17 protein-coding genes and 1 pseudogene are annotated in these 20,875 nt (G+C 51.1%); 5 read left to right on the top strand and 13 right to left on the bottom strand.

From position 1 onward, the window contains the following. Positions 1-7: 7 nt before the first annotated feature. Genes galE through rsmA form a run of 3 tightly spaced genes read left to right on the top strand, consistent with a single transcriptional unit; the run spans position 8 to position 3,019 of the window. Positions 8-997: a UDP-glucose 4-epimerase GalE gene (galE, locus tag IKQ95_00090; protein MBR4195099.1), complete on the top strand. Its 990-nt coding sequence runs from the start codon at positions 8-10 to the stop codon at positions 995-997. Next, on the top strand, positions 981-2,261 hold the full coding sequence (locus IKQ95_00085; GenBank protein MBR4195098.1) for a GGDEF domain-containing protein: 1,281 nt from the start codon (positions 981-983) through the stop codon (positions 2,259-2,261). Before galE ends, IKQ95_00085 begins: the two co-directional genes overlap by 17 nt. Next, entirely contained in the window at positions 2,258-3,019 is a 762-nt protein-coding gene (rsmA, locus tag IKQ95_00080) for a ribosomal RNA small subunit methyltransferase A (protein MBR4195097.1), read from the top strand. The genes IKQ95_00085 and rsmA overlap by 4 nt, the downstream gene beginning before the upstream one ends. Positions 3,020-3,046: 27 nt before the next feature. Here rsmA and IKQ95_00075 read toward each other — a convergent pair whose 3' ends face one another. From IKQ95_00075 to fliD, 7 genes are all read right to left on the bottom strand, one after another. Beyond that, positions 3,047-4,453, bottom strand: coding sequence for a hypothetical protein (locus IKQ95_00075; protein ID MBR4195096.1), 1,407 nt, complete (start codon positions 4,451-4,453; stop codon positions 3,047-3,049). Beyond that, positions 4,440-5,129: a ParA family protein gene (locus tag IKQ95_00070; GenBank protein MBR4195095.1), complete on the bottom strand. Its 690-nt coding sequence runs from the start codon at positions 5,127-5,129 to the stop codon at positions 4,440-4,442. The genes IKQ95_00075 and IKQ95_00070 overlap by 14 nt, the downstream gene beginning before the upstream one ends. Before the next feature lie 27 nt (positions 5,130-5,156). Beyond that, positions 5,157-6,014 (bottom strand): EamA family transporter, encoded by an 858-nt coding sequence (locus IKQ95_00065; GenBank protein ID MBR4195094.1) that lies wholly within the window; start codon positions 6,012-6,014, stop codon positions 5,157-5,159. Between the two features lies 1 nt (position 6,015). Then, positions 6,016-6,639 carry a phosphoribosylanthranilate isomerase gene (locus IKQ95_00060; protein ID MBR4195093.1) on the bottom strand — a complete coding sequence of 208 codons (624 nt, stop codon included), beginning with the start codon at positions 6,637-6,639 and terminating at the stop codon, positions 6,016-6,018. A 332-nt stretch (positions 6,640-6,971) separates the two neighbouring features. Further along, the gene (locus tag IKQ95_00055; protein MBR4195092.1) at positions 6,972-8,438 is read right to left on the bottom strand and encodes a Na+/H+ antiporter NhaC family protein; all 1,467 of its coding nucleotides are present in this window, start codon (positions 8,436-8,438) and stop codon (positions 6,972-6,974) included. Between the two features lie 19 nt (positions 8,439-8,457). After that, positions 8,458-9,912: a Na+/H+ antiporter NhaC family protein gene (locus IKQ95_00050; protein MBR4195091.1), complete on the bottom strand. Its 1,455-nt coding sequence runs from the start codon at positions 9,910-9,912 to the stop codon at positions 8,458-8,460. A 115-nt stretch (positions 9,913-10,027) separates the two neighbouring features. Further along, positions 10,028-15,064, bottom strand: coding sequence for a flagellar filament capping protein FliD (fliD, locus tag IKQ95_00045; protein ID MBR4195090.1), 5,037 nt, complete (start codon positions 15,062-15,064; stop codon positions 10,028-10,030). A gap of 241 nt (positions 15,065-15,305) precedes the next feature. On the opposite strand from fliD, the gene iolC reads away from it, so the two are divergent. After that, on the top strand, positions 15,306-16,346 hold the full coding sequence (gene iolC / locus IKQ95_00040) for a 5-dehydro-2-deoxygluconokinase (GenBank protein MBR4195089.1): 1,041 nt from the start codon (positions 15,306-15,308) through the stop codon (positions 16,344-16,346). Positions 16,347-16,398: 52 nt separating this feature from the next. On the opposite strand, the gene iolG is transcribed toward iolC, so the two are convergent. From iolG to IKQ95_00010, 6 genes and pseudogenes are all read right to left on the bottom strand, one after another. Further along, a complete protein-coding gene (gene iolG / locus IKQ95_00035) occupies positions 16,399-17,412 on the bottom strand; it encodes an inositol 2-dehydrogenase (GenBank protein ID MBR4195088.1) in 1,014 nt (337 codons plus the stop codon). A gap of 13 nt (positions 17,413-17,425) precedes the next feature. Further along, on the bottom strand, positions 17,426-18,082 hold the full coding sequence (locus IKQ95_00030; protein MBR4195087.1) for a hypothetical protein: 657 nt from the start codon (positions 18,080-18,082) through the stop codon (positions 17,426-17,428). Between the two features lie 216 nt (positions 18,083-18,298). Beyond that, positions 18,299-18,547, bottom strand: a pseudogene (locus IKQ95_00025) (hypothetical protein). Then, complete coding sequence (locus IKQ95_00020; protein MBR4195086.1) at positions 18,454-19,299, bottom strand: hypothetical protein; 846 nt, start codon at positions 19,297-19,299, stop codon at positions 18,454-18,456. Before IKQ95_00020 ends, IKQ95_00025 begins: the two are co-directional and overlap by 94 nt. Then, entirely contained in the window at positions 19,299-20,102 is an 804-nt protein-coding gene (locus IKQ95_00015) for a 5-deoxy-glucuronate isomerase (protein ID MBR4195085.1), read from the bottom strand. The genes IKQ95_00020 and IKQ95_00015 overlap by 1 nt, the downstream gene beginning before the upstream one ends. Positions 20,103-20,117: 15 nt before the next feature. After that, the gene (locus IKQ95_00010; GenBank protein ID MBR4195084.1) at positions 20,118-20,534 is read right to left on the bottom strand and encodes a TIM barrel protein; all 417 of its coding nucleotides are present in this window, start codon (positions 20,532-20,534) and stop codon (positions 20,118-20,120) included. Positions 20,535-20,569: 35 nt separating this feature from the next. Between IKQ95_00010 and IKQ95_00005 the strand changes: the two genes are divergently transcribed. After that, positions 20,570-20,875 (top strand): transposase (locus IKQ95_00005; protein MBR4195083.1); only part of this gene is annotated, 306 nt, incomplete at its 3' end.

The following is a 20,875-nucleotide window of genomic DNA, read 5'->3' as shown; positions in this document are numbered from 1 at the left end:
AATTTTCATGTCTGTACTAATCTGCGGGGGTGCGGGCTATATCGGCTCGCATAACGTGAGGGCGTTCACTAATCACGGGGAGGATGTCATTGTTGTTGACAATCTCGAAACAGGCCACAGGGAGTCAATCCCGGAAGGCATAAAGTTTTACGAGGGCGATATACGTAACGCGGGAGTCCTCGATAAAATTTTCACGGAGAACAAAATAGAGGCCGTTATACATTTCTGCGCGTATTCGCTTGTCGGGGAGAGCGTAGACAAGCCGCTAAAGTACTTCAACAACAACGTAGGCGGAATGATAAGCCTTCTTGAAGCTATGCAGAGGCATGACGCAAAGCGGATAATATTTTCATCGACAGCCGCGACTTACGGAGAGCCGAAAAAGATTCCGATTCTTGAGACTGACCCGACAATACCCACGAATCCCTACGGTGAAAGCAAGCGCATTATGGAAAAAATGATGGCTTGGATATCACGGCGGTATGACATACGCTATGTATCACTGCGATATTTCAACGTTGCCGGGGCGTGGCATGACGGCTCAATAGGGGAAGACCATCACCCGGAGTCGCACCTTGTCCCGATAATACTTCAGGTGCCGTTAGGGAAAAGGGATCATGTTACTGTCTACGGAGACGACTACCCGACAAAGGACGGCACATGTATACGCGACTATATTCACGTGGAAGATTTAGCCCATGCTCATATTCTCGCGCTCGAATATCTCAGGTCAGGCGGAGAAAGCGACATCTTCAACCTCGGAAGCGGGGACGGCTATTCGGTTATGGAGATGATTACGGCGGCGCGGAAAGTTACCGGCCATGCGATTCCCGCCCAAATCGGCGCAAGGAGGGCAGGAGACCCGGCCAAACTCGTGGCCGACAGCACAAAGGCTCATGAGATTCTCAAATGGAAGCCGGAAATTACGCGGATGGAGGACATAATAGCATCGGCGTGGAAATGGCATAAATCCCACCCTAATGGCTACTCAGAATAATATGACCGTCTGGGGCGGAGTCCTGGATTCATGTCCGGGACTCCTCTGCTGTGTCATAAACATAAAGGGCAAACTGTTACACGCGACACACGGCTACAAGGCTGTAGCGTCGCGCTTATTCGGCCACAAGTGCGAGGAAGGCAGGAATTACCCCCCGTTAATCACAGATATAGACATGGGAATACACGATGCAATGACGGCGGCCTGTCTCGGCGACACGAACGCAATCGAGATTTCCGACAACGGAAAAATCTGGGAGCTTTCCGCGTCCCCGCTGAGGATTGACGGACAGGGGATCGCCGGAGTTGTCCTGCGGATAACGTCCGGGGATTCCGGCAAAACTTCCGTTAGTGCCGCGCCCGTAATCTACAGCAACCCCGAAATCCTGAACTCAGTCCCATTCCGGGCAGGTGTCGTGAACTCTGAAGGGGTATTCATGGCCGTGAATAGGTTTCTTGCCTCATGCGTAAGGGCGGATCTTGTCGGGCGGAATATCATTGAGCTTATCTCGCCCGAAAACAATTCCGACATTCTGCACATTCTGTTGAAGCGCACAGGGTCAGCAGAATGCACAATGCCGGACATTTCAGCGGCGGAAAACTTTTACCCTTTCGACATTTCGCCGTATCTTGACGAGGATTTGAGCGAGCTTCCCGGAGATGCTGAGATTGACACCTCGCGGCGCGTAATCCTCCACGCGACTCCGATTGAGTGGAGCGGCCTTCAGTGCGTACTGCTTACGTTTGAGGATGTTACAGACTTCCGGCGGACTCATGAGCAGCTGCGGCGGCTTCTCACGGCTGATACGGCAAGCGGAGTCCTTAACCGCAGGGGAATGGAGCATATCATAGCCCGGAATTTACATGACGCTATGCACAGCGGGGAACATTTGAGTCTCATAATAATGCGTGTCGACAATTACAGGATAATACACGATGCCCGCGGATATTCTGCGACAGAGAGAATTATACGTGGCTTTGTGCGGACGACTCAGAGATACCTGAAGGAGCGCGGGAAAACGGATTTTGCGCGGTGGAACAATGACGATTTCATGATACTGTCTCATTGTTCCGGGGCGGCGGCTGTGATTATGTCGAATGAGATTCGCGCAAGGGGGAAGGATGTCGTTCTGTCGGCGGGAGTTGCTGATGTTGCTGACGGGGGATATATGAGCGCGGAAGAAATGATTGACGCGGCATATTCTGCACTGTCTGAGGCGACAGAGTCGGGCGGAAATGTAACCGTCCTTGCGAGGAACTCATGAGGGCGTTAAAGCGTTACGGGCAGAATTTTCTTGTTGACCGCAATATTTTGGCCTGCATAATTCGCCGTGCTTGCCTGTCGCCTGATGATGTGATTCTCGAAATCGGGCCGGGGCACGGAGTCCTGACTCGCGCTCTTCTTGCTGAGAATGTGAAATGCGTCCACGCCGTAGAGATTGACGAAAGATTACGGCCTGAGCTTGAAGAAATTTCCCGGAATGACTCCCGCCTTGTGTTACATTGGGCTGACGCTGTGAGATATGATTACGCGAGTCTGACTCCCTTCCCGAACAAAGTCGCGGCGAATATCCCCTACAACATAACGACCCCGCTAATATGGGAGCTTCTGAATTTTGCGGAGTCCGGCCTGCGCTATCACTTGTACATGCTGCAGAAAGAACCGGCCATGAGGCTGACTGCCCCACCTGACACGAAAGAACGCTACCCCCTCGGAGTTACGGTTCAGGCGATGGGACATGCTGAGATTGTGCGGAATGTTTCGCGTGAATGCTTCCGGCCTGTTCCGAATGTCGACTCGGTCTTGTGCGAGATTGTCATCACGGAAAATTTCGGGCTTGCGCGGGACTCATTGTGGAGTGAAATTTTGCACCGGGGATTCTCTCATCGGCGCAAGACTCTGGCCAACAACCTGAAGGGGTTTGCTGACTGTCTCAATTACGGCTCAATGAGGGCTGAAGATTTAACCTGCGGTGAATGGCTTGAAATTTACGGGGAGGCAAAAAAAGATTCCCCCGCCTGAAATTGACGGAGGAATCGCGGCTGTCGTTTACTGTTTCACGGGGTCAGGCAATAATTCTATTTCGCCGTCATCATCGCCCTCAAGTATTATCGTGTCATCCTCATCATCAGCGGTGTGAATCTCGGTCAAAGACTCGTCAAATTCCCCGCCGTCAAGAATTTCATCATCTTCAAGCTCCGCGGGTAGTGTGATTTCTTCCTGCTCCGGCTCATCATTGCCGATAGTCTCGATATTCTCGAACGTCATCGGCTCTCCGTCTTGGAGGACATCATTCACATCATCATATTCTGTTTCAGGCTCTTGGGATTCTGTCTCGGTTTCAGGCTCAGGGGGGGCAATTTCCGCTTCCGGCTCTGACTCTTCCGGGAAAATTCCGGGGGCTTGCGTATCGGTCTCACTCTCTGAGATTTCCGGCAGTGTTTCCGGCTCAGGGATTGCGGGTTCTGACTCATCGGCGGGATTTTCCGTTTCCCCGTCAAGTTTCTCTTCAATTTCCTGCAACGCCTCAATGACAACGGGGTCAGGCTCTTTCATTTCGGGGATTAGGTCAAATTCCGCTGACACTTCCGGGACTGGCTCTGACTCTGTTTCGGGTGCGGGCTGGGCAAAAATTTCCGGCTCAGGCTCGGTGATGTCTTCTGGGATTTCCGGCTCCGGCTCTGTCTCAATTGCGGCAGGTATCAGCGCGGGGATTTCTGCGTCTTCAGGGGCTGTTACTGCGGGCAGGTCTTCCAGCACTGACTCCGGCTCATTCTCCGGGGCAGTCTCAATCTTCACGGCATCCCCGCTCACCGCCGAAAGCGTTACGGTCTCATCCGCCGGGAGATCCTCAAACTCTTTCCCGTCCTGCAATAACGGCACGAACACCGCGACAATTTTCCGCCCGTCCTCCGCCGAGTCATTAACGGCCCTCATAACCTCGTCATAAAGCCGTGAGTGTTTCCCGTCCTTGTGCCTGATGATTTCAACGGCCTGAACGTTTCCGCCGTCCCCGGAAAATTCTGCGTCATCATTGGGAATTTCGCGGGCCTCTGCTCCTTCTTGGGCAACGGGGATGAAAACTGCGATGATTTTCGCGTCATTCTTTCCCGCTGAGGCATGATTCACGGCCTTCATGACCTCATTGTACAGCCATGAATGACGGACGGAGGACTCTGGCTTTTCCGGCTCAATGCTGACGGCTTCAGGCTCCGGGATTCTCTCTGCTTCCGGCTCATGCTTCACGGGCTTTGTGTTTCCGCCCAAAAACCTGTCTGCGGAGAATTTCCCGCTTCCCTCTGTTACTGGCTGTTCTGCGATCCTGCGCCTTACGGCTTCCTCAAGGCTTATGCGGGGATGTCTTTCGGTGAGTTCCTCGCCCTGTTCCTTTCGCCATTCGGACTCGTGGCGGTCTATTGCGGCTTGTATGTTCTCCAGTCCCCTAAATATCCGCATCGTCTGTATCTTCCTCTTTTCTGTCTGTCCATACCTCATTGATGTCGGTGATTCCGTTCCTGAGTTTGTCGACGGCCTTCTCTATCTTGTCATAGAGACGCTCATAGGGCTGTCGGGAACGTGCAATCAGTCCTGTTGACCAGACGCGCCCGGAAGCTATGTTGTAGGGGATGTGCTTGTGAAGCGGCAGATCTTCTGCGACAGGGTAATCACGCTCGGAAATTATCTGATTGGTTACTTTTGTCATCACTGAGCTGTCATAGCCGACTTTCACGAGGGGGAGCTGTGCTTTCTCCTTGTTGCTTTTCTCCGCAGCTGAGTACAGGATTCCCAGCGGTGTCAGCGAGAAGAAATCCGGCTTTACGGGAACTATCACGATGTCGGCGAAATCGATTGCGTGCTTCTCCTCGTCATTGATTGTAGGGGGGCAGTCGATTACTATCCAATCTTCCGGGGCTTCTGCGTCTGAGTCATCGAGGGTATTTTTCACGCGCAGGGAGGAGCGGAAATAATTTCTCATGAAGCCGAGTGCGTCTGTGAAATTTCTTGAGGGGTCAAGGTCTATTGCAAGGACTCTGTTATGCCTCATAAGGGCTATTTCAGCGAGTATCACCGCTATTGTTGTTTTGCCGACTCCGCCTTTGCGGTTCAGTACTGCCACTGCAATTTTCGACATGTTATCTATCACCTGTATGTGTAAAGTTTATTTTGCCTTTGACATTATAATAATTGAAATCATCACAACTGCAACCCCCGCAAGGTTGGCCGCTCCGATTTCCTCATTATATATTATCGTCCCAATAAGCACCGCTGTTACAGGTTCAACGGACGCTATCACGGGTACTTTTGATGTATCATGTATCACCTTCAGGGCGTTATAATACACCAAGTACGCTAGCGCGGTGGGAACAAGCCCGTAAAGAAATCCCAGTCCCAAAATTTTCACGTCATTCAATGCGGGCAATATATCCGGCCTCATGAATATCACGAGAAATATTAACGCCGAAAAATAGCTGTATACGCTCACGGTTAATGCGTCTGTCCTTTCACCCGCAAGCCGTCCTATCACCGCCGCCATTCCGTAGCAAAATCCGGAGCCAATGCCCGCCAGAATCCCGGACATTCTGACATTCTCCGCCGAGAGATTCCCGCCCGTTACAGTCAGGACACACCCGGCAATGTTCACGGCCAGCGCAAATATCTTCAGTGCCGAAAACTTTTCCCGGAAGATTATCCCGGACGCAATCGCGGTGAATACAGGAGCGGTATACAGGAGAACGCTTGCGACTCCCATTCCGTTAATGCTGATTGATGATGTGTACAGGACGTTGAACAGCCCGTTGCTGACAAGTCCCAGCAAAATGCACCATGCCAGCGCGGTTTTGTCGCGTAAAATTATGCTCCGGCCATGTTTGGCGAGAGAGACCGCAAGAATTATCACGAACGCAAAGAACATCCGCAGGAAGGCAATCAATTCCCCGCCCGCGCCGAGAGACGAAAGCCCCTTCACGAATACGCCGATAGTACCCCAGAGAATCCCGGCTAAGAATATGAGAGTCATTTTACCTGCTGCCCGATTTATTGAAGCTCTTTACCGTCTGAATGAACTTCATGACTTTGCGGAAGTCCTTTGTCCTGTGAGCCTCGACTCCTGAATTTGTGTTAAGCGCGTAGGGCTGAGGGTCAAGAAGCAGTGCCTGCTGAATGTTGTCGGGATTGAGACCGCCTGAGAGAAAGAATTTCCGCCTCATTCGGCCTAACATTGACCAGTCGAAAGTTTTTCCGTCGCCCGCGTTGCCCCCGTCAAGCATGACATAATCAGCGGTGGAATATAACGCCTTCTCCGCGTCAATTGGCTTTGCGACTTTGTAGACTTTCATTATCGGGCAGCGTATGTACTCGCGCAGTGCCGCAATGTATTCCCCTGTCTCGTCCCCGTGAAGCTGTACCATACTTAGCCCGGCTGTTTCCACGCACATGGCCACGCCCTGAAGCGACTCATTCGTGAAGACTCCAACGGACTTTATTCCGGGCTTGAGTTTCGAGCGGAGGTAGCTTGCGTGTTCAGGGGAGACAAAATGCCGACTCTTTCGTGCGAAAACAAAACCGACAAAATCCGGGACTAGCTCATTCATTATTGCTATTTCTGACTCGTGGCATATGCCGCAGATTTTCACTTTCACCATTTCTTTAACACCCTCACCAAATAACTTGACACTTCCCGCAACCCCTCCGGCGACCCTTCCGCCTTTCAGGCACCTCCCCTTGTGCAAGGGAGGCAAGAATCCCGCAAAGTCCCTTGTCCCTCCTGTGAAGGGAGATAGGCTCCCCGGCGACCCCTCCGCCTTTCAGGCACCTCCCCTTACGCAGGGGAGGCAAGAACCCCGCAAAGTCCCTTGTCCCTCCTGTGAAGGGGGGATTTAGGGGGGTAGATTTTACTGTGTCGGGAAAAACAAAAAGCAGAGCCGAAATTTTTCAGCCCTGCCCGAAATTATATCAGCATATTTCCTGCCTGTGATTATTCGCGTATCAGCTCGACTTCAGGCTCAGAGGGAATACGGAACAGCGGAATGAACCTGTCAAGCCCCGTAAGCGTCAATATCAGCATTGACACTACAGCAATCCACGCAAGATAGTTATGCGTGATTACATTCATGATTGTTACTGTACCTTCTGCGGCAGGGTAGACGGCATACACTATACCCATGAAGTACGCCATGAATACATGCCACGGGATTAACTGCGAGCCGTAAACCGCCATAGCGTCGGCAAAAGTCGCATTCCTCAGCGCAAGTTTGTACATTGCTTCGGGACTGCCCTTTACGTTTTTCTCCGTCAAATCTTTGATGATAGGCGAGATAGTAGCAATCTCCGCAAAATCGTTAGCGAGCGCGAAATTCCCTATCAGGCACAAAACGCCGTTCGCGAACATGAGCTGTCTTACGTTGCGCGCAAACTTTACGACTAATCCGGCAGCCGGCCTGAATGCGTCCATGCTGCTCATCACACCGCCGAACGCTACAATCCACAGCACCATCACGATTACCCAGTTTCCTGCGTCAGAGAAGCTCGCCTGAACCATAGAGATAAACTTCATGACATCCGTAACAGTCCCGGCGAAAAGCCCGCAGAAAAGCGATCCGAATATCCCCGCGCAAAGGCATATCAGAGTGTGTACGCCAGATCCCGCAAGTATCAGCACAGCCGCGAGAGGAAGCACCATGTACCACGATAATCCCCCGGCCTGAACCTGTCTTAGGAGCGTAACTGCCGCAGGTCTCTTCTCCGACAAAGCCGCCCACACTGAGTCAGGTATCGCAGAGATTACTTCACTAGGATTCCCGGCCGTGTCAGGAAGTCCCATCATCACAGCCGCCGCGTAGAAAGCCGCCGCGCCCAGTCCCAGACAAAGAAGAGACCACACGCCCTGATGACGGACTCTGTCGGTGATTGACACGCCCTGAAGAGTCGAGCTGACTACCGTTGTGTCTGAAATGAGGCCGATGTTGTCGCCGAAACATGACCCGCCCGCAATCGCCGAAATTGTGAGGACGACTGAGCCGCCTACAATGTGATTCAGCCATAAGAATATCGGAGCGCAGGCCGCGAATGTTCCCCATGATGTTCCCGTTGCTACGGAGAGTACTGCGGTTACGATGAGGCCGATTACGGCTATGAGCTTTGCTGTTACACCGAGTGAAAGAGCTATTGTGATGATTTCTGCGGCTACTCCCGTTTCCATGAAGCATGTTGCGACCGCATAAGCCATCTGCAATATCAGGAAAACTAGCACGACTCCCTTCATATTCTGTACAGCAGAGTCAATGACGGCTGAGAGTTTGACGCGGGCAAAGATGAGGGCGATTGCTGTCGCGTAGAGCATGGCCAGAGGCGTGGCGATGAGTATATCGAGTCCGGGGCCTATCGCCGAGTTCATCAGCACACCCAAAACTATAACGGGACTCAGTTTCAACAATGAAAGCATAAACGTACTTCCCTGGCAGTTAGTCCTTTACGAGTTGTACTTCAGGTTCGGAAGGAAGACGGAAAAGAGGAATGAATCTGTCAAGCCCTGTCAGCGTAAGAATCAGCATCGACAGCACAGCAATCCACGCTAAATAGTTGTGCATGATAATATCAGCGATTGTTACGGTGCCTTCTGCAACAGGATAAACGGCGTAAACGATTCCGACAAAGAAAGCTAAGTATACGTGCCACGGGATTAACTGAGAGCCGAATACGCCCATCGCGTCAGCAAATGTAGCGTTCCTCAGCGCAAGTTTGTACATGGCCTTTTCGCTGCCCTTCACGTGTCTGTCGGTAAGGTCTTTGATGATAGGGGACATTGTTACTATCTGCGCCATTTCGTCAGCAAGAGCAGCATTTCCCACGAGGCATAATAACCCGTTCGCGAACATTAACTGCCTCACGCTGTGTACGCACTTCATGACGAGAGCCGCAATTGCCCCGAAAGCGTCCATTCTCCGCATTACTCCGCCGAACGCACCAATCCATAACATCATGACGATAACCCAGCTTCCTGCGTCAGCAAAACTCGACTGTACCATCTCAAGAAATTTCATGATGTCCGTAACAGTCCCGGCAATGTAGCCGCAAATCAGAGAGCCGAGAATCCCCGCGCCCAGACAAATTAGAGTGTTTACGCCCATTCCCGCAAGAATGAGAACAGCGACTAACGGAAGCACCATGTACCACGACAATCCGCCCGCCTGAACCTGTTTCAGCAGGGTAACCGCCGCCGCTCTTTTCTCCGATAATGCGTCCCATACTGACTGCGGAATCTGCGCGATTGCCTCGTTCGGATTCCCTACAGTATCAGTAAGTCCCATGTTTACCGCCGCAAAGTAGAACGCCGCCACGCCGCACACAAGGCACAAGAACGACCATACGCCCTGATGCCGTACCCTGTCAGTTATGGCGACACCCTGAAGGCTTGAGCTTACGACCGTAGTGTCTGAGATGAGGCCGATATTGTCCCCGAAGCATGACCCGCCCGCAATGGCCGATATTGTGAGGATGACACTTCCGCCGACAATGTGATTCAGCCATAAGAATATCGGAGCGCAGGCCGCGAATGTCCCCCATGATGTTCCTGTCGCGATTGAGAGTATCGCCGTAACAATGAGGGCTACAGCGGGGATTAATTTCGCCGTTATTCCGAGATTCAGCGCGAGGGTGATTATTTCAGCCGCGACTCCCGTCTCCATGAAGCACGTTGCGACAGCGTAGGCCATCTGCAAAATCAGGAAGACAATCAGAATACGCTTCAGGTTCTCTATTGCCGCGTCCATTAGGTCGGAAAATTTGACGTGAGCGAAAATCATTCCGACTGCGATCGCGTAGACCATCGAGAGAGGAGCCGCCAGAAGAATATCAAGCCCAAGCCGCATAAGAATGCCGAGAACAAGCACCGGGCTTAACTTAATCAGAGCCAACATAAATATCACTCCTGAAAAGTTAGATTGAAATTTGCTGAACATTGTAGCAGATTTTGACGGCAACAAAAAACGCCCCCCGAATTTTTCAGGGAGCGCAGGAATTTTACTGCCCGGCCTATGAGCTTGTCTGACCGTATCCGCCGCCCTGGGCTGATCCGTTAAGCTGGTTGAGAATGGCCGCGATTGAGTTAGCCTGCTGTGAGAGTTTCGCGAACTGTGTCTCGGTGTTCCCGTAGCGTGTGCGTAAATTCTCCTCCATTCGGTCGAGTCTCTCCTGGTATTTCTCTAAGTACTCGTTAATGCTGTCGATACGGCTCTGAATGTTCTCGATTTCGCGGGTCAGCGTGCCGGAAGTCTCACCGCTTGACGAGCTGTTGAGCATTGATTTTGTCCACGTGTCGAACTGAGTCACAAACGTCATCATGAGGGACTGCACTTCGTCCGGGTTGTCCTCTAACGCCTCCATGAACTCGCTTGCGTCAAATTCAAGCTCTCCGCTCTTGCCGTAATCTGTTGCTGTTGACTCGATTCCGATCTGGTAGAGTCCCTTGTAGGTGTAATTCATTTTCAGGGCATTCATTGCCGCGGAGCCTGACATTGTGATTTCGTCGTTGCTTGTTGACTGTATCACGAGCTTGTCATTCTCAGCGTATGCCTTCAGGAGGGGAGTCGCGAGCTTGTTGCCGTTGTCGTCATAATATATGTCGTTCATTGGCCCGCCCTTTGTGTCATCGCTGATTTTTTTTGCGATTGTCTCTATCGTGTCTGACGGGTCAATAGTAACATCAACATACTTTGTGCCGATTCTGAGTCTCAGTGTTGACGATGTTCGGAGACCGTTGAATGACATTGTGCCGTAAACTTCCTCGGAGCTTTTGCGCTCAGTGAACGAGAACGCGAAATTCTGCGACGTAAGACTCCTCATCTGGCTTTTTGTGTTTCGGAGAAGGGAATTGCCGTGAAGGAGTCCCCATCTCATTCGGAAGTCGTCTGAGTCAACGGTGGCTTTTGTGTCCTCGTCAAGCTGGCTTTCTGTCATGCGGGTGTTCATCCACGACATGAGATCGTTGTAGCTGTCTACGAACGTCTGAATCGACTCTACGGCTTTTTCCGCGTCCTGTGAAATGTCTAGTGAGACCTCGCCGAGTCCTTTGAGGTGCATTGTTACGCCTTTGATTAGCTCGTTCTCGTAATCCGCGCCGATGTCGTTGGAGTCGCGCTCTACTTCCTGTTCTCCGTCAATCACGAGTATTGCGTTCTTTGCGGCTGTGTAGTCGTCATATGTGCCGTCCGATTTCGTGAAGCCCAGTGCCTGCAACAAATCCCCGTCCCCGTCATCGCTCAAGTCAAACGTGTTAGCGTCATATTCGTATGAGACCGTCAATTCCTCGCCGTATGAGGGGAGATTAGAGCGTGAAGTCAGAGTCGGCGCAACCCAGTTGAATGTGTATGTTCCGCCTGTTGTCGGGGTAATGTCGATTCCGTAAGTGCCTTTGATTACGTCATAGCCCGTGTAGCCTGTTTCGGAGTCCGCAGCCGCGTCAAGCCTGTACGAAAGTCCTTCCCCGTACTGAACGCTGATTGAGCCTCCCGCCGTTTTCATTCCGTATTTTGACATGTCGAGAGTCGCGCTTGATGTCCTGTAGGCGTTATAGCTTGTTGTGTTGCCGCTGTCGTCTGTGTGCGTGATTGTGTAGTATGAATTTGACGTGGGATAGTACCATTCATATCCGCCGTCATCGTCAGAAATCCATGTTACTGTCGCGTTGCCGTCATCATCTTTCGTTATGTCAAAGTCTACGCCCTCGTAGTAAGTTTTCCCGGCGTAAGTGATTGTGTTCGTGCCGCCGTCAAAAGCTGTGGCAAGAGGTGAGCCGGTTATAGTGTCGGTTGCCGAGCGTTTAACGCCGTCAGTTGTGAGGACTTCCCCGCTGTTGCCACCGTATGAGAGCGTGAAACTTGTACCGTTTGCGGGAACGTTCAGCCAGTTAATCATGACATTATGCTCGCCCGTGCTGCTGTCGGTATCACTGCCCTGTATTATCGTGTAATCAGTGCCGTATGTATATGTTGTTGCGCCGTCTGTCGTTTCGAGAGTGAAATATTTTGCCCAGTCATCAGAGCTTGAAGAGCTTGTGAGTCCTGTGTCGCTGAGTATCTGCTCATAGCTCCGTTTGTCGCCGCCGTAATTCCCGTAGCCTGAGTCAACCGTGATTGAGACTTCCTGCGATGATGAGCCGTCTGTTGTGCCTGTAGCTGTTATTGCGTCAAATGCCTCGTATGTGAGAGTGTAGCCGACTCCGTCATTGGGGTGAGTCGGGGCTGTTGTTGTAGTTGCCCATGTTATTGCGCCCGTTGACGTGTCTATAGTGTAGTCTGTGCTCTCGGTGTAAGCATTTCCGCTCGTGTCTGATATTGTAAGTTTGCTGTAATTTGACGGGAGGAAGCCTAATGCGTCTTCTACGGTCTCGGAAGATGTTACTGTTGCTGAAACCGAATTGTTGTAAGTCAGCGTTAGATTCGCTGTTGTCGGGATTGTCCTTGTCTTGTCCTGATTGCTGAAGTCTGAAGGCCAGCTGCTGTAGTGTGAAAAGGCAAGCTGCAATGTACCGCCTGTAAGCGATGTGCTTCTCAGCGCGAAATCCTTGCCGTATTCGTATGTGTTTCCGTCCGAGTCAGTGAGAGTGAAAGCCGCTTTGCCCTCTGCTTCGTCAACATAATATTGTCCGCCGCTCGTGAACGTTTTTACGCCCATACTGTTTAGCGTAGGAAGCCCGGTTACGTTTGTCAGAGTCGTTGAAGCTCCCAATCCTGAAACTGTCTTTGATGCATTTCCGCTGAATGTGTATGTCGCTGTATATGCCGCGGGAGTCGTGCTGGCCTGGTCAAGCCACGTTATCACGCCCGATGAGTTTATCACGTAATCCGTGCCGTATGAGTATGTCTTTGTGCCGTCCGTAATCGTCAATGCGCTTGTGCCGTATGCCGAACTGGGAACGCTTGCCCCGCTCAAAGCTCCTGAGAGCGATTTGTCCGTGTCGGTCTTGTTGACTGTGCCTGTTAATGGGGTTGAGGCGTAGTTATAGCTGAAGCCGAAATTATACGCTGTGCCTTCCGCCGGAGCTGCCTTCCATGATGATGTACTGATGTTCTTTGAGGCAGCATATGTTGCAACGGTTGTATTTGCGTCAGCTATCGTGTCGCTTCCATCTATGAGCCAGTCAAAACGGTAGCCTGTTCCAGCGTCATTAACCCTGAGAACGTAATCCCTTCCGTATTCGTAATTGACTCCGCCCGCGCTCATCGTGAACAAGCTGTTATCTTCCGGGGCAACATATGTCCGCAGAACCCCGTTCCCGTCAATCAATGTAACCGTAGAAAGCTCAGACCCGGCAGCCTCGGCGTATTTCGTCTGAAGCTCGGCAAACTGAGACATTGTTATGTCGGTAGTGTCATTCGGCAATGTCCATACTATTTCGCCGTTTGATATGTGGTAGTCGGTGCCTTCTGTGTATTGCGTCCCGTCTGACTTCAGGATTACTATATTGCTTGTGTCGGTGCTGCTGTCGTTGAGGAGCGTTGATATTGACGCTGTGTCGGTGCTGTCGATCGTTGTCGTGTGTGTGTATGAGAATGTGCCGGGATTTTCCGCCTGAATATCGGTGCGGGGGCTTATCGGAACTCCGTCCGGCGCGTTTTTTCCGGCGGCTGTCAGGTAATTATTTATTTCTGATGATGAGTTGAAATACGGCACAAAGAACATTTCATCACTTGAAGCACCCTTCCTTATGACGTAATCCCTGCCGTAAACGTAATCAGTACCGTTAATGTTTATTTTCAGCTCACTGTCATCATCAAACGTGAGGTAAGTTTTTCCGCTTGATGTTACGGAGCTTACACCGTCAAGGGCTGTCATTCCGCTGAATGTCGTAATGCTTCCCGCTGTTATCTTGATGTATGAATATGTGTCGTCATTCCGACCGTAAGTGATTGCTGTTGACGGGAGAATATCATCCGTGTACTGAACTGTGTAGGAGGCTGGTGTTGATGTTGCGCTGGCCTTTGTCCCCGAAGCCGTGTAACTCTTCTGCGCCGTGTTCGTGTAGCTCACTGTGTAGGAGCTAGGCTCATTCGTGTAGGATTCTTCCTCTTCAAGCCACACTACTTTGCTGTTCACTATCTTGAAGTCCTTGCCGTATGTGTATGTCTTGCCATTATCATCAACAATCTTCACACGGCTGGCTATCGTCCCGTTGTCGATTACGTTGAAGCTTGATGTGTTCGCTTCCTTTGTGCCGTATGTGCCTTTGTTCGTGTAGACATCATCAGCGGCCATTGTGTATTTCACCGTTACGGTGTCATCAAGCGCGACTTCTTTGCTCTGGTCAAACTTCTTCCATCGTATCTCGTTGCCGTTGGCTATCACGTAATCGGTGCCGTATGTATATGTCGTTGAGCCGCTTGTGATTTTGACGTTCTCGCGGGTATCATCGCTCACTGTGAAGCCCGTCAGCGTGTTGTAGCCGTTGGAGCTGTAATTTATCGTCTCGCTGGCCGTGAATGCTCCCAGGCCGGTATAGTCGCTCTTGAGTATCAATTTGCTGTCGACAACTGAGGCCGTAACATGAATCGGATTGTCGAGCGTCTTCAACGTCGTGTTAATCCGGGACTTGAGAGACTCTAACGTGTCGGATGATTTCACCTCAACGCCGATTTTCTGCCCGCCCGCCTCAATGTAGAGCGTTGAGCCTGTTACCCCGCTTAATGTGCTGTTAAGGTTCGAGGCTGTAATCTGCTTTGAGCGGTTCGTCTGAGCTGAGGCAAGCTGCTTCACTTCAACGTCCCACACATTTACTTCCGCGTCTGCGTTTACTGTGGCGGTTAATACTCCCTTGTAGGATTTCGTGCTGTCGAGGCGTTCAATTTCGATTTCTTTGGCCTTGTAGGTTGACGGCAGTTTGAGCGGCGACAATGAGGACTGAAGGCTGTTCATCATCGTCTTCATTTCCTCAAAGAGTGATTTCTTGTTGGTCAGGTCAGTTTTCTTTGCTACTTGCGGCTGTGCTGGCTTGCTGGCGTTTGTGATTATCTCGTCAATCATGCTCTCCCAGTCCATGCCGGAAACTATTCCTGACACGCTCATTGATGCCATGTGATTTAACCTCCTGTCGTGTGAAGATTATCCTGTAAAATATATCGGCTTTGCGGTGAGGCAATATTACACCGCCTGCCCCCGGAAAGTTTCAGTATCTCATCAGCAGGAAGATAAATAATTGTGCCTGCTGTCATCAAAAAATCCCTGCGCGGTTATGCTGAAAGTTTGATAAATTCACTGGTGAATGCTAGACCAATTTTATTCCGCAACAATATAAAAATTCAGGAGATGATGCCTCGTGAGTACGAGATATTTGGATTTTGACGAGGGCAGGAAATTTGACATCATATTTCTTGGCCGAATAGCTGTAGATTTCAACCCGGCATACTCTGAGCATGTCAGGGAAGAATTTAAGCCCCTGAAGAAAGTACACTACTTCGAGAAATTTGTCGGAGGCTCCCCCGCTAACACAGCCTGCGGAGTCACACGGCACGGAATGAAGGCAGGATTTTTCGCGACAGTCTCAGATGATCAGCTTGGTGATTTCGTTGTGGATTATTTCAATGAGCGCGGAATTGACACCTCACACATCACAAGGGCGAAACACGGCGAGAAAATCGGGCTGACATTCACGGAGCTGTTATCGTCAAGCGAGAGCCGCATATTGATGTACAGGAACATGGCCGCAGATCTTCAGCTGAGTGTTGACGACATTGACGAGGAATATATCAGGCAGGGGAAAGCCCTCCTCATTTCCGGCACTGCTCTTGCGGAGAGTCCCTCGCGTGAAGCGGCGTTGAAGGCCATGATGCTGGCGAAAAAGAACAACACGCGGATAATTTTTGACATCGATTACAGGGCGTACAACTGGAAGAGCGATGACGAAATTTCTATCTACTATTCGGCGGTGGCGCGTGAGGCTGATATAATTCTCGGCTCGCGTGAAGAATTTGACCTCACAGAAAAATTAATCCTTCCCGGAATGACAGACATTCAGAGCGCAAATTACTGGTTCGGCTGCGGCGCAAAAATCGTAGTCATAAAGCACGGCATGAAGGGGTCAACAGCGTACACCTCAGACGGTCAGCACTTCTCGATAAAGCCTTTCCCCGTAAAAGCCCGCAAAGGATTCGGCGGCGGGGACGGCTACAGCTCGGCGTTCCTGTTCGGAGTCTTTCAGGGCTGGGATATGATTGACTGCTTGGAGTTCGGATCTGCTGAAGCGTCAATGATGGTACACAGCAACAACTGTTCAGACGATCTCCCGACAACGGAGGAAGTACGCGCTTTCATTGAGAAGGAGAAAAAAGAGTTCGGCGAAATGGTAGCGAAAGTATAGGGCAAAAAAATACAGGCTCTCAATGTTCCGGGAGCCTGCAAAATATTTTCTGTTACTTCATGACCTTTACGGGGATTCCGCCCTTCTCGCAGGATTCCTTCGCGGCAATCGCAATAAGAACCGGCTGCAATCCGTCAAACGCTCCCACAGGAGTCTCACTATCATTCAGGCAAGCCTCTACAAATTCGCACTCCTCATTGATATACGCATCGTTGTAGCGTTCAAGGAAGAACCATAGCGGCTTCTCGCTCGTAACTCCGTCAGCAGTGTAAAGTGTCGTGTTGTTCGGAGTCTCATTGTCTGCCGTGATACAGCCCTTTGACCCGAAAACCTCCACGCGCTGATCGTAGCCGTAAACCGCCTGCCTGCTGTTGTCGATTACGCCTAAAGCACCGTTAGCGAACTTCAGCATGATCACGCAGGTGTCAACGTCGCCCGCTTTGCCGATCTCAGGATTCACGAGACATGCACCGAACGCGCTGACCTCTTCGACTTCTGAGCCTGAAAGATAGCGAACCATGTCGAAATCGTGAATCGTCATGTCGACAAAAATCCCGCCCGAAACTTTCACATAGCTGATAGGGGGTGCCTCCGGGTCTCTGCTTGTTACTTTGACGATCTGGACATCACCGAGCGCGCCGGATTTCACCGCCTCATGTACGCGCTTGAAATTCCTGTCAAACCTTCTGTTGAATCCGACCTGATATTTCACGCCTGCTTTCTTGACCTCGTTCAGGACTTCCCGGATTTTGTCGAGATCGTGATCTATGGGCTTCTCGCAGAAAATGTGCTTTCCCGCTCTTGCTGCCTCTATTGAGATTGGCGAGTGGGTGTCGGTTGATGAGCAGATAAATACCGCGTCAATGTTCGGATCTGCGATGATTTTGCGGTAATCGCTCGTGCAGAATGGTATTCCGAGATTCTCGGCGAGTTCCTTTGCTGCCGGCTCGTAGACATCTGACACCGCTACAAACTCTGCACCGGGGACTCTCGTTTTCAGGTTGTTCGCGTGGAGTTTGCCTATACGCCCCGCGCCTATTACCGCTACTCTAAGTTTTTTGCTCAAAATTTTTCCTCCTCTAATATTTTCTTGCTTTGCGCTCATGCTCAACGTGATTAGCCCACGCCGCACGGTTTGCTTCTGTTCCGCCGACTTCAGCAGATCCGACACGCCACCATGAGCCGTAGCCCTCTGTCATCGATTTTGGCATCACCTTTATGTCGAACACAACGGGGACTCCCTCAATCTTTTTCGCCTCGTCAAATGCTTTCTCAAGCTCGGCCATTGTCCTTATCGTGTAGGCTTTGGCACCGTATGCGCGTCCTATTCCGGCAAAGTCAACGGAGATAAATTTTCCGTCATGCTTTCCCGTCTCAGGATTGCGGAATCTAAGCTCGGTGCAGAGAGTCTCGTTCCCCTGCCCTACCTGAAGATTGTTGATACAGCCGAATGACGAATTGTCGAACACAACAATGTTAATCTTCATGTGTTCCTGCACAGCCGTAAGCAGTTCCGAGTGAAGCATGATAAACGCTCCGTCCCCGACCATCGAATAGACTTCATGATTTTCACCGACCGCAAACTTCACGCCGAGTGCGCCGGAAATCTCGTAGCCCATGCAGGAATATCCGTACTCCATGTTGTATGTGTCGAGTCCTCTCGCCCGCCACATTCTCTGCATGTCCCCCGGCAATGACCCTGACGCGCCTATAACGCTGTCGCCCGAAGCAATCATCCTGTTGAACGCCGCAAGCACTGTTGTCTGAGTCAGGTGTGAAATTACGTCCTCCGCAAATTTGAACGCTGAAGAGGCGTTAGCGTCATTCACTTCCGGCACGTAGCCTTCTTTGAACTCAATCGAGGCGAGGCGGTCATATTCCTTGTTCCATTTTGATATGGCTGACTCAAATTCGCCCGCGTATGATGTCTTGTAGCCTTCAAGAGCCGCTGAAAGTTTCACGAGTGCTTCTCTTACGTCCGCGATTACGGGGATTGCGTCGAGCTTGAACGCCTGAAACTCTGACACGTTGATGTTCACGAATTTTGCATCATCACGGAAAAGCCATTTTGATGACGTTGTGAAGTCCGTGTACCTTGTGCCGACTCCTATAATGAGGTCAGCTTCTTTCGCGATTTCGTTAATACTGCGCCTTTTCCTGACTGAGTTTCGCCGAACGGGATTCCGTATTTCTCCGCAAATGCCCTGAAAGCCTCGTGAGCCTCTGAATATCTGACTCCCCCTCCGCATACAAGCATGGGCTTCTTTGAGGTGCGAATCGCTTCAGCGGCCTGCGAAATTGCGATGTCAGTTGCGGGACGGCGTTCGATTCTCCATATTCTTTTGGCGAAAAATGAGACGGGATAATCATACGCTTCACCCTCGACATCTTGAGGGAGCGCAATACATACCGCGCCTGTGTCGGCAGGGTCAGTCAGCACACGGAACGCGCTAATCATCGCGCTCATGAGCTGTTCGGGCCTCGCGATTCTGTCCCAGTAACGGCAAACCGCCCTGTATGAGTCGTTTGTTGACAGGGACAAATCGGTGGGCTGTTCCATCTGCTGAAGTACGGGGTCAGGCTGTCGGCAGGCGTAAACATCACCGGGGAGAATCAGCACGGGTATGTTGTTCGCTGTTGCTGTTGCGGCGGCTGTGATCATGTTTGCGGCTCCCAGCCCAACAGATGACGTTACCGCAAAAATCTGCTTGCGCTTCATGTGCTTGGCGAATGCTACTGCTACATGTGCCTGCCCCTGTTCGTTTTTGCCCTGATAGACTTTGAGGCGTTTGGCTTCCTGCAATAATGCCTGGCCGAGTCCTACAACATTTCCGTGTCCGGGGAGCATGAATACCCCGCGCACAAAAGGCTGTTCGACATCATCATACGTTACGTACTGATTTTCGAGGAATCTCACGAGAGCCTGAGCCATCGTTAATCTTACAGTTTCCATTATTCGACCTCCTCCGGTCTGAATATATGCTCGTTCGCGTCTGACTTCCACAGCCACGAATGCTCCGGGTCATCAATGCGAGTCTTTCTCCACGGGTTTCCGGGAATGTGCCTTATCCCCCACGTGTAGCACATCGCGTAGCCCGGTGCCGCCGCCTGTGAATGAAACGAATGATTTATCACGAGGCAGCCATTATGCCCGGTCTGATAAATTTGGCCGTTCGCAAAGCCCGCCCCGAATCCCTGCGGATAATCGAAACGGTAGAAATATACCTCCGGCTGTGGGTGATGATGAGGGGGATAGCTTGACCATTTGCCCGGGTAACTCAGGACTTCTCCCAGTACCATGTTGCTGTAGGGTGCTGACTCGTAGTCAAAGAACGTCTGAATCTCTCTCTGCATACAGCCGAGTAATTCACCGTTCGCGCCTGCGTGCTGAATCATTATGTCTGACGGAGCATAGAGACGGGCGGGAAATTCCCGGTCATTGTCCGTTTTCTGCACGTAAATTTCTGAGGGTTCGAGGGCTTTTACTGTTACGCTTGTCCTCTTGCAGACGTAGAGATAATACGCGGCGTTCCTGAATGTGTCTTGGCGGACTGCCTCGCTTATTTCACCGCCGTATGAGAATGTTACTTTTCCCACAAGCAAATCTAACGCAATCTCCTTTTCCGATTCCGTGAACGTGTAATCATCTCCGGGGGACATGACGAGGAGTCCGACATCCATATTTGTGGCGCAGTCATTCTCGCCCATTGTGAGATAGGCATTGTAACCACGCTTCACTTCCTTTTGCATGTACATTGAGTCCGCCTCCTGTTAAAGCCCGGTATGCTCACGGATAAATTTCCGCGCCTTTATCGCATACTCAAGAGGATTCGCCTTTGCGGGGTCTTGTTCGGCCTCAACGAGTAGCCATCCCTCATATTTTGCTTCACTCAGCAGCTTGAAGACCGAGTCGAAATCTACACAGCCATCTCCGGGAACTGTGAACGCTCCCTCGCGAACGGACTTTAGGAAGCTCCACCCTTCCGGCTTAACCCGCGCAACAACATCGGCCCGCATGTCCTTCAAATGAACATGGCCGACACGAGCCACATACTTTTTGAGGACGGCTAACGGGTCTTCCCCTGCAAATGTGAAATGCCCGGTATCATAGCAGAGATAAACATATTCCGGGTCAGTGTGAGCTAGCATTCTGTCGGTCTCTTCTGCTAACTGTACAACCGTTCCCATGTGATGATGATAGCAGAGCTTGAAGCCGTGTTCCGTTGCGACATGGCCGAACCCACCTTGAACTTTCCACTCCCAGAGACAGGCACAGTACTTTTGAGCCTCAGATTATTCCTAAACGCTCCACTAAATCTGCTATGCTCGAAGAAGCTATCCTCTCACTCTACGCAAAGGGCATGACTACAAGAGATATTCAGGCTACTTTACAGGACTTGTACCACGTTGATGTATCGCCTTCGCTCATCTCAAAAGTTACTGATGTCGTCAATGAGGAAGTTGAGCAGTGGCGTGACAGACCTCTGGAGGCTGTTTATCCTGTCATCTGGCTTGATGGCTTGGTCGTT

Source organism: Synergistaceae bacterium (genome assembly GCA_017540085.1).
Lineage (GTDB): Bacteria > Synergistota > Synergistia > Synergistales > Aminobacteriaceae > JAFUXM01.
Note: the sequence above shows the minus strand (reverse complement) of the source record. Positions and strands in the feature narration are given on the sequence as shown.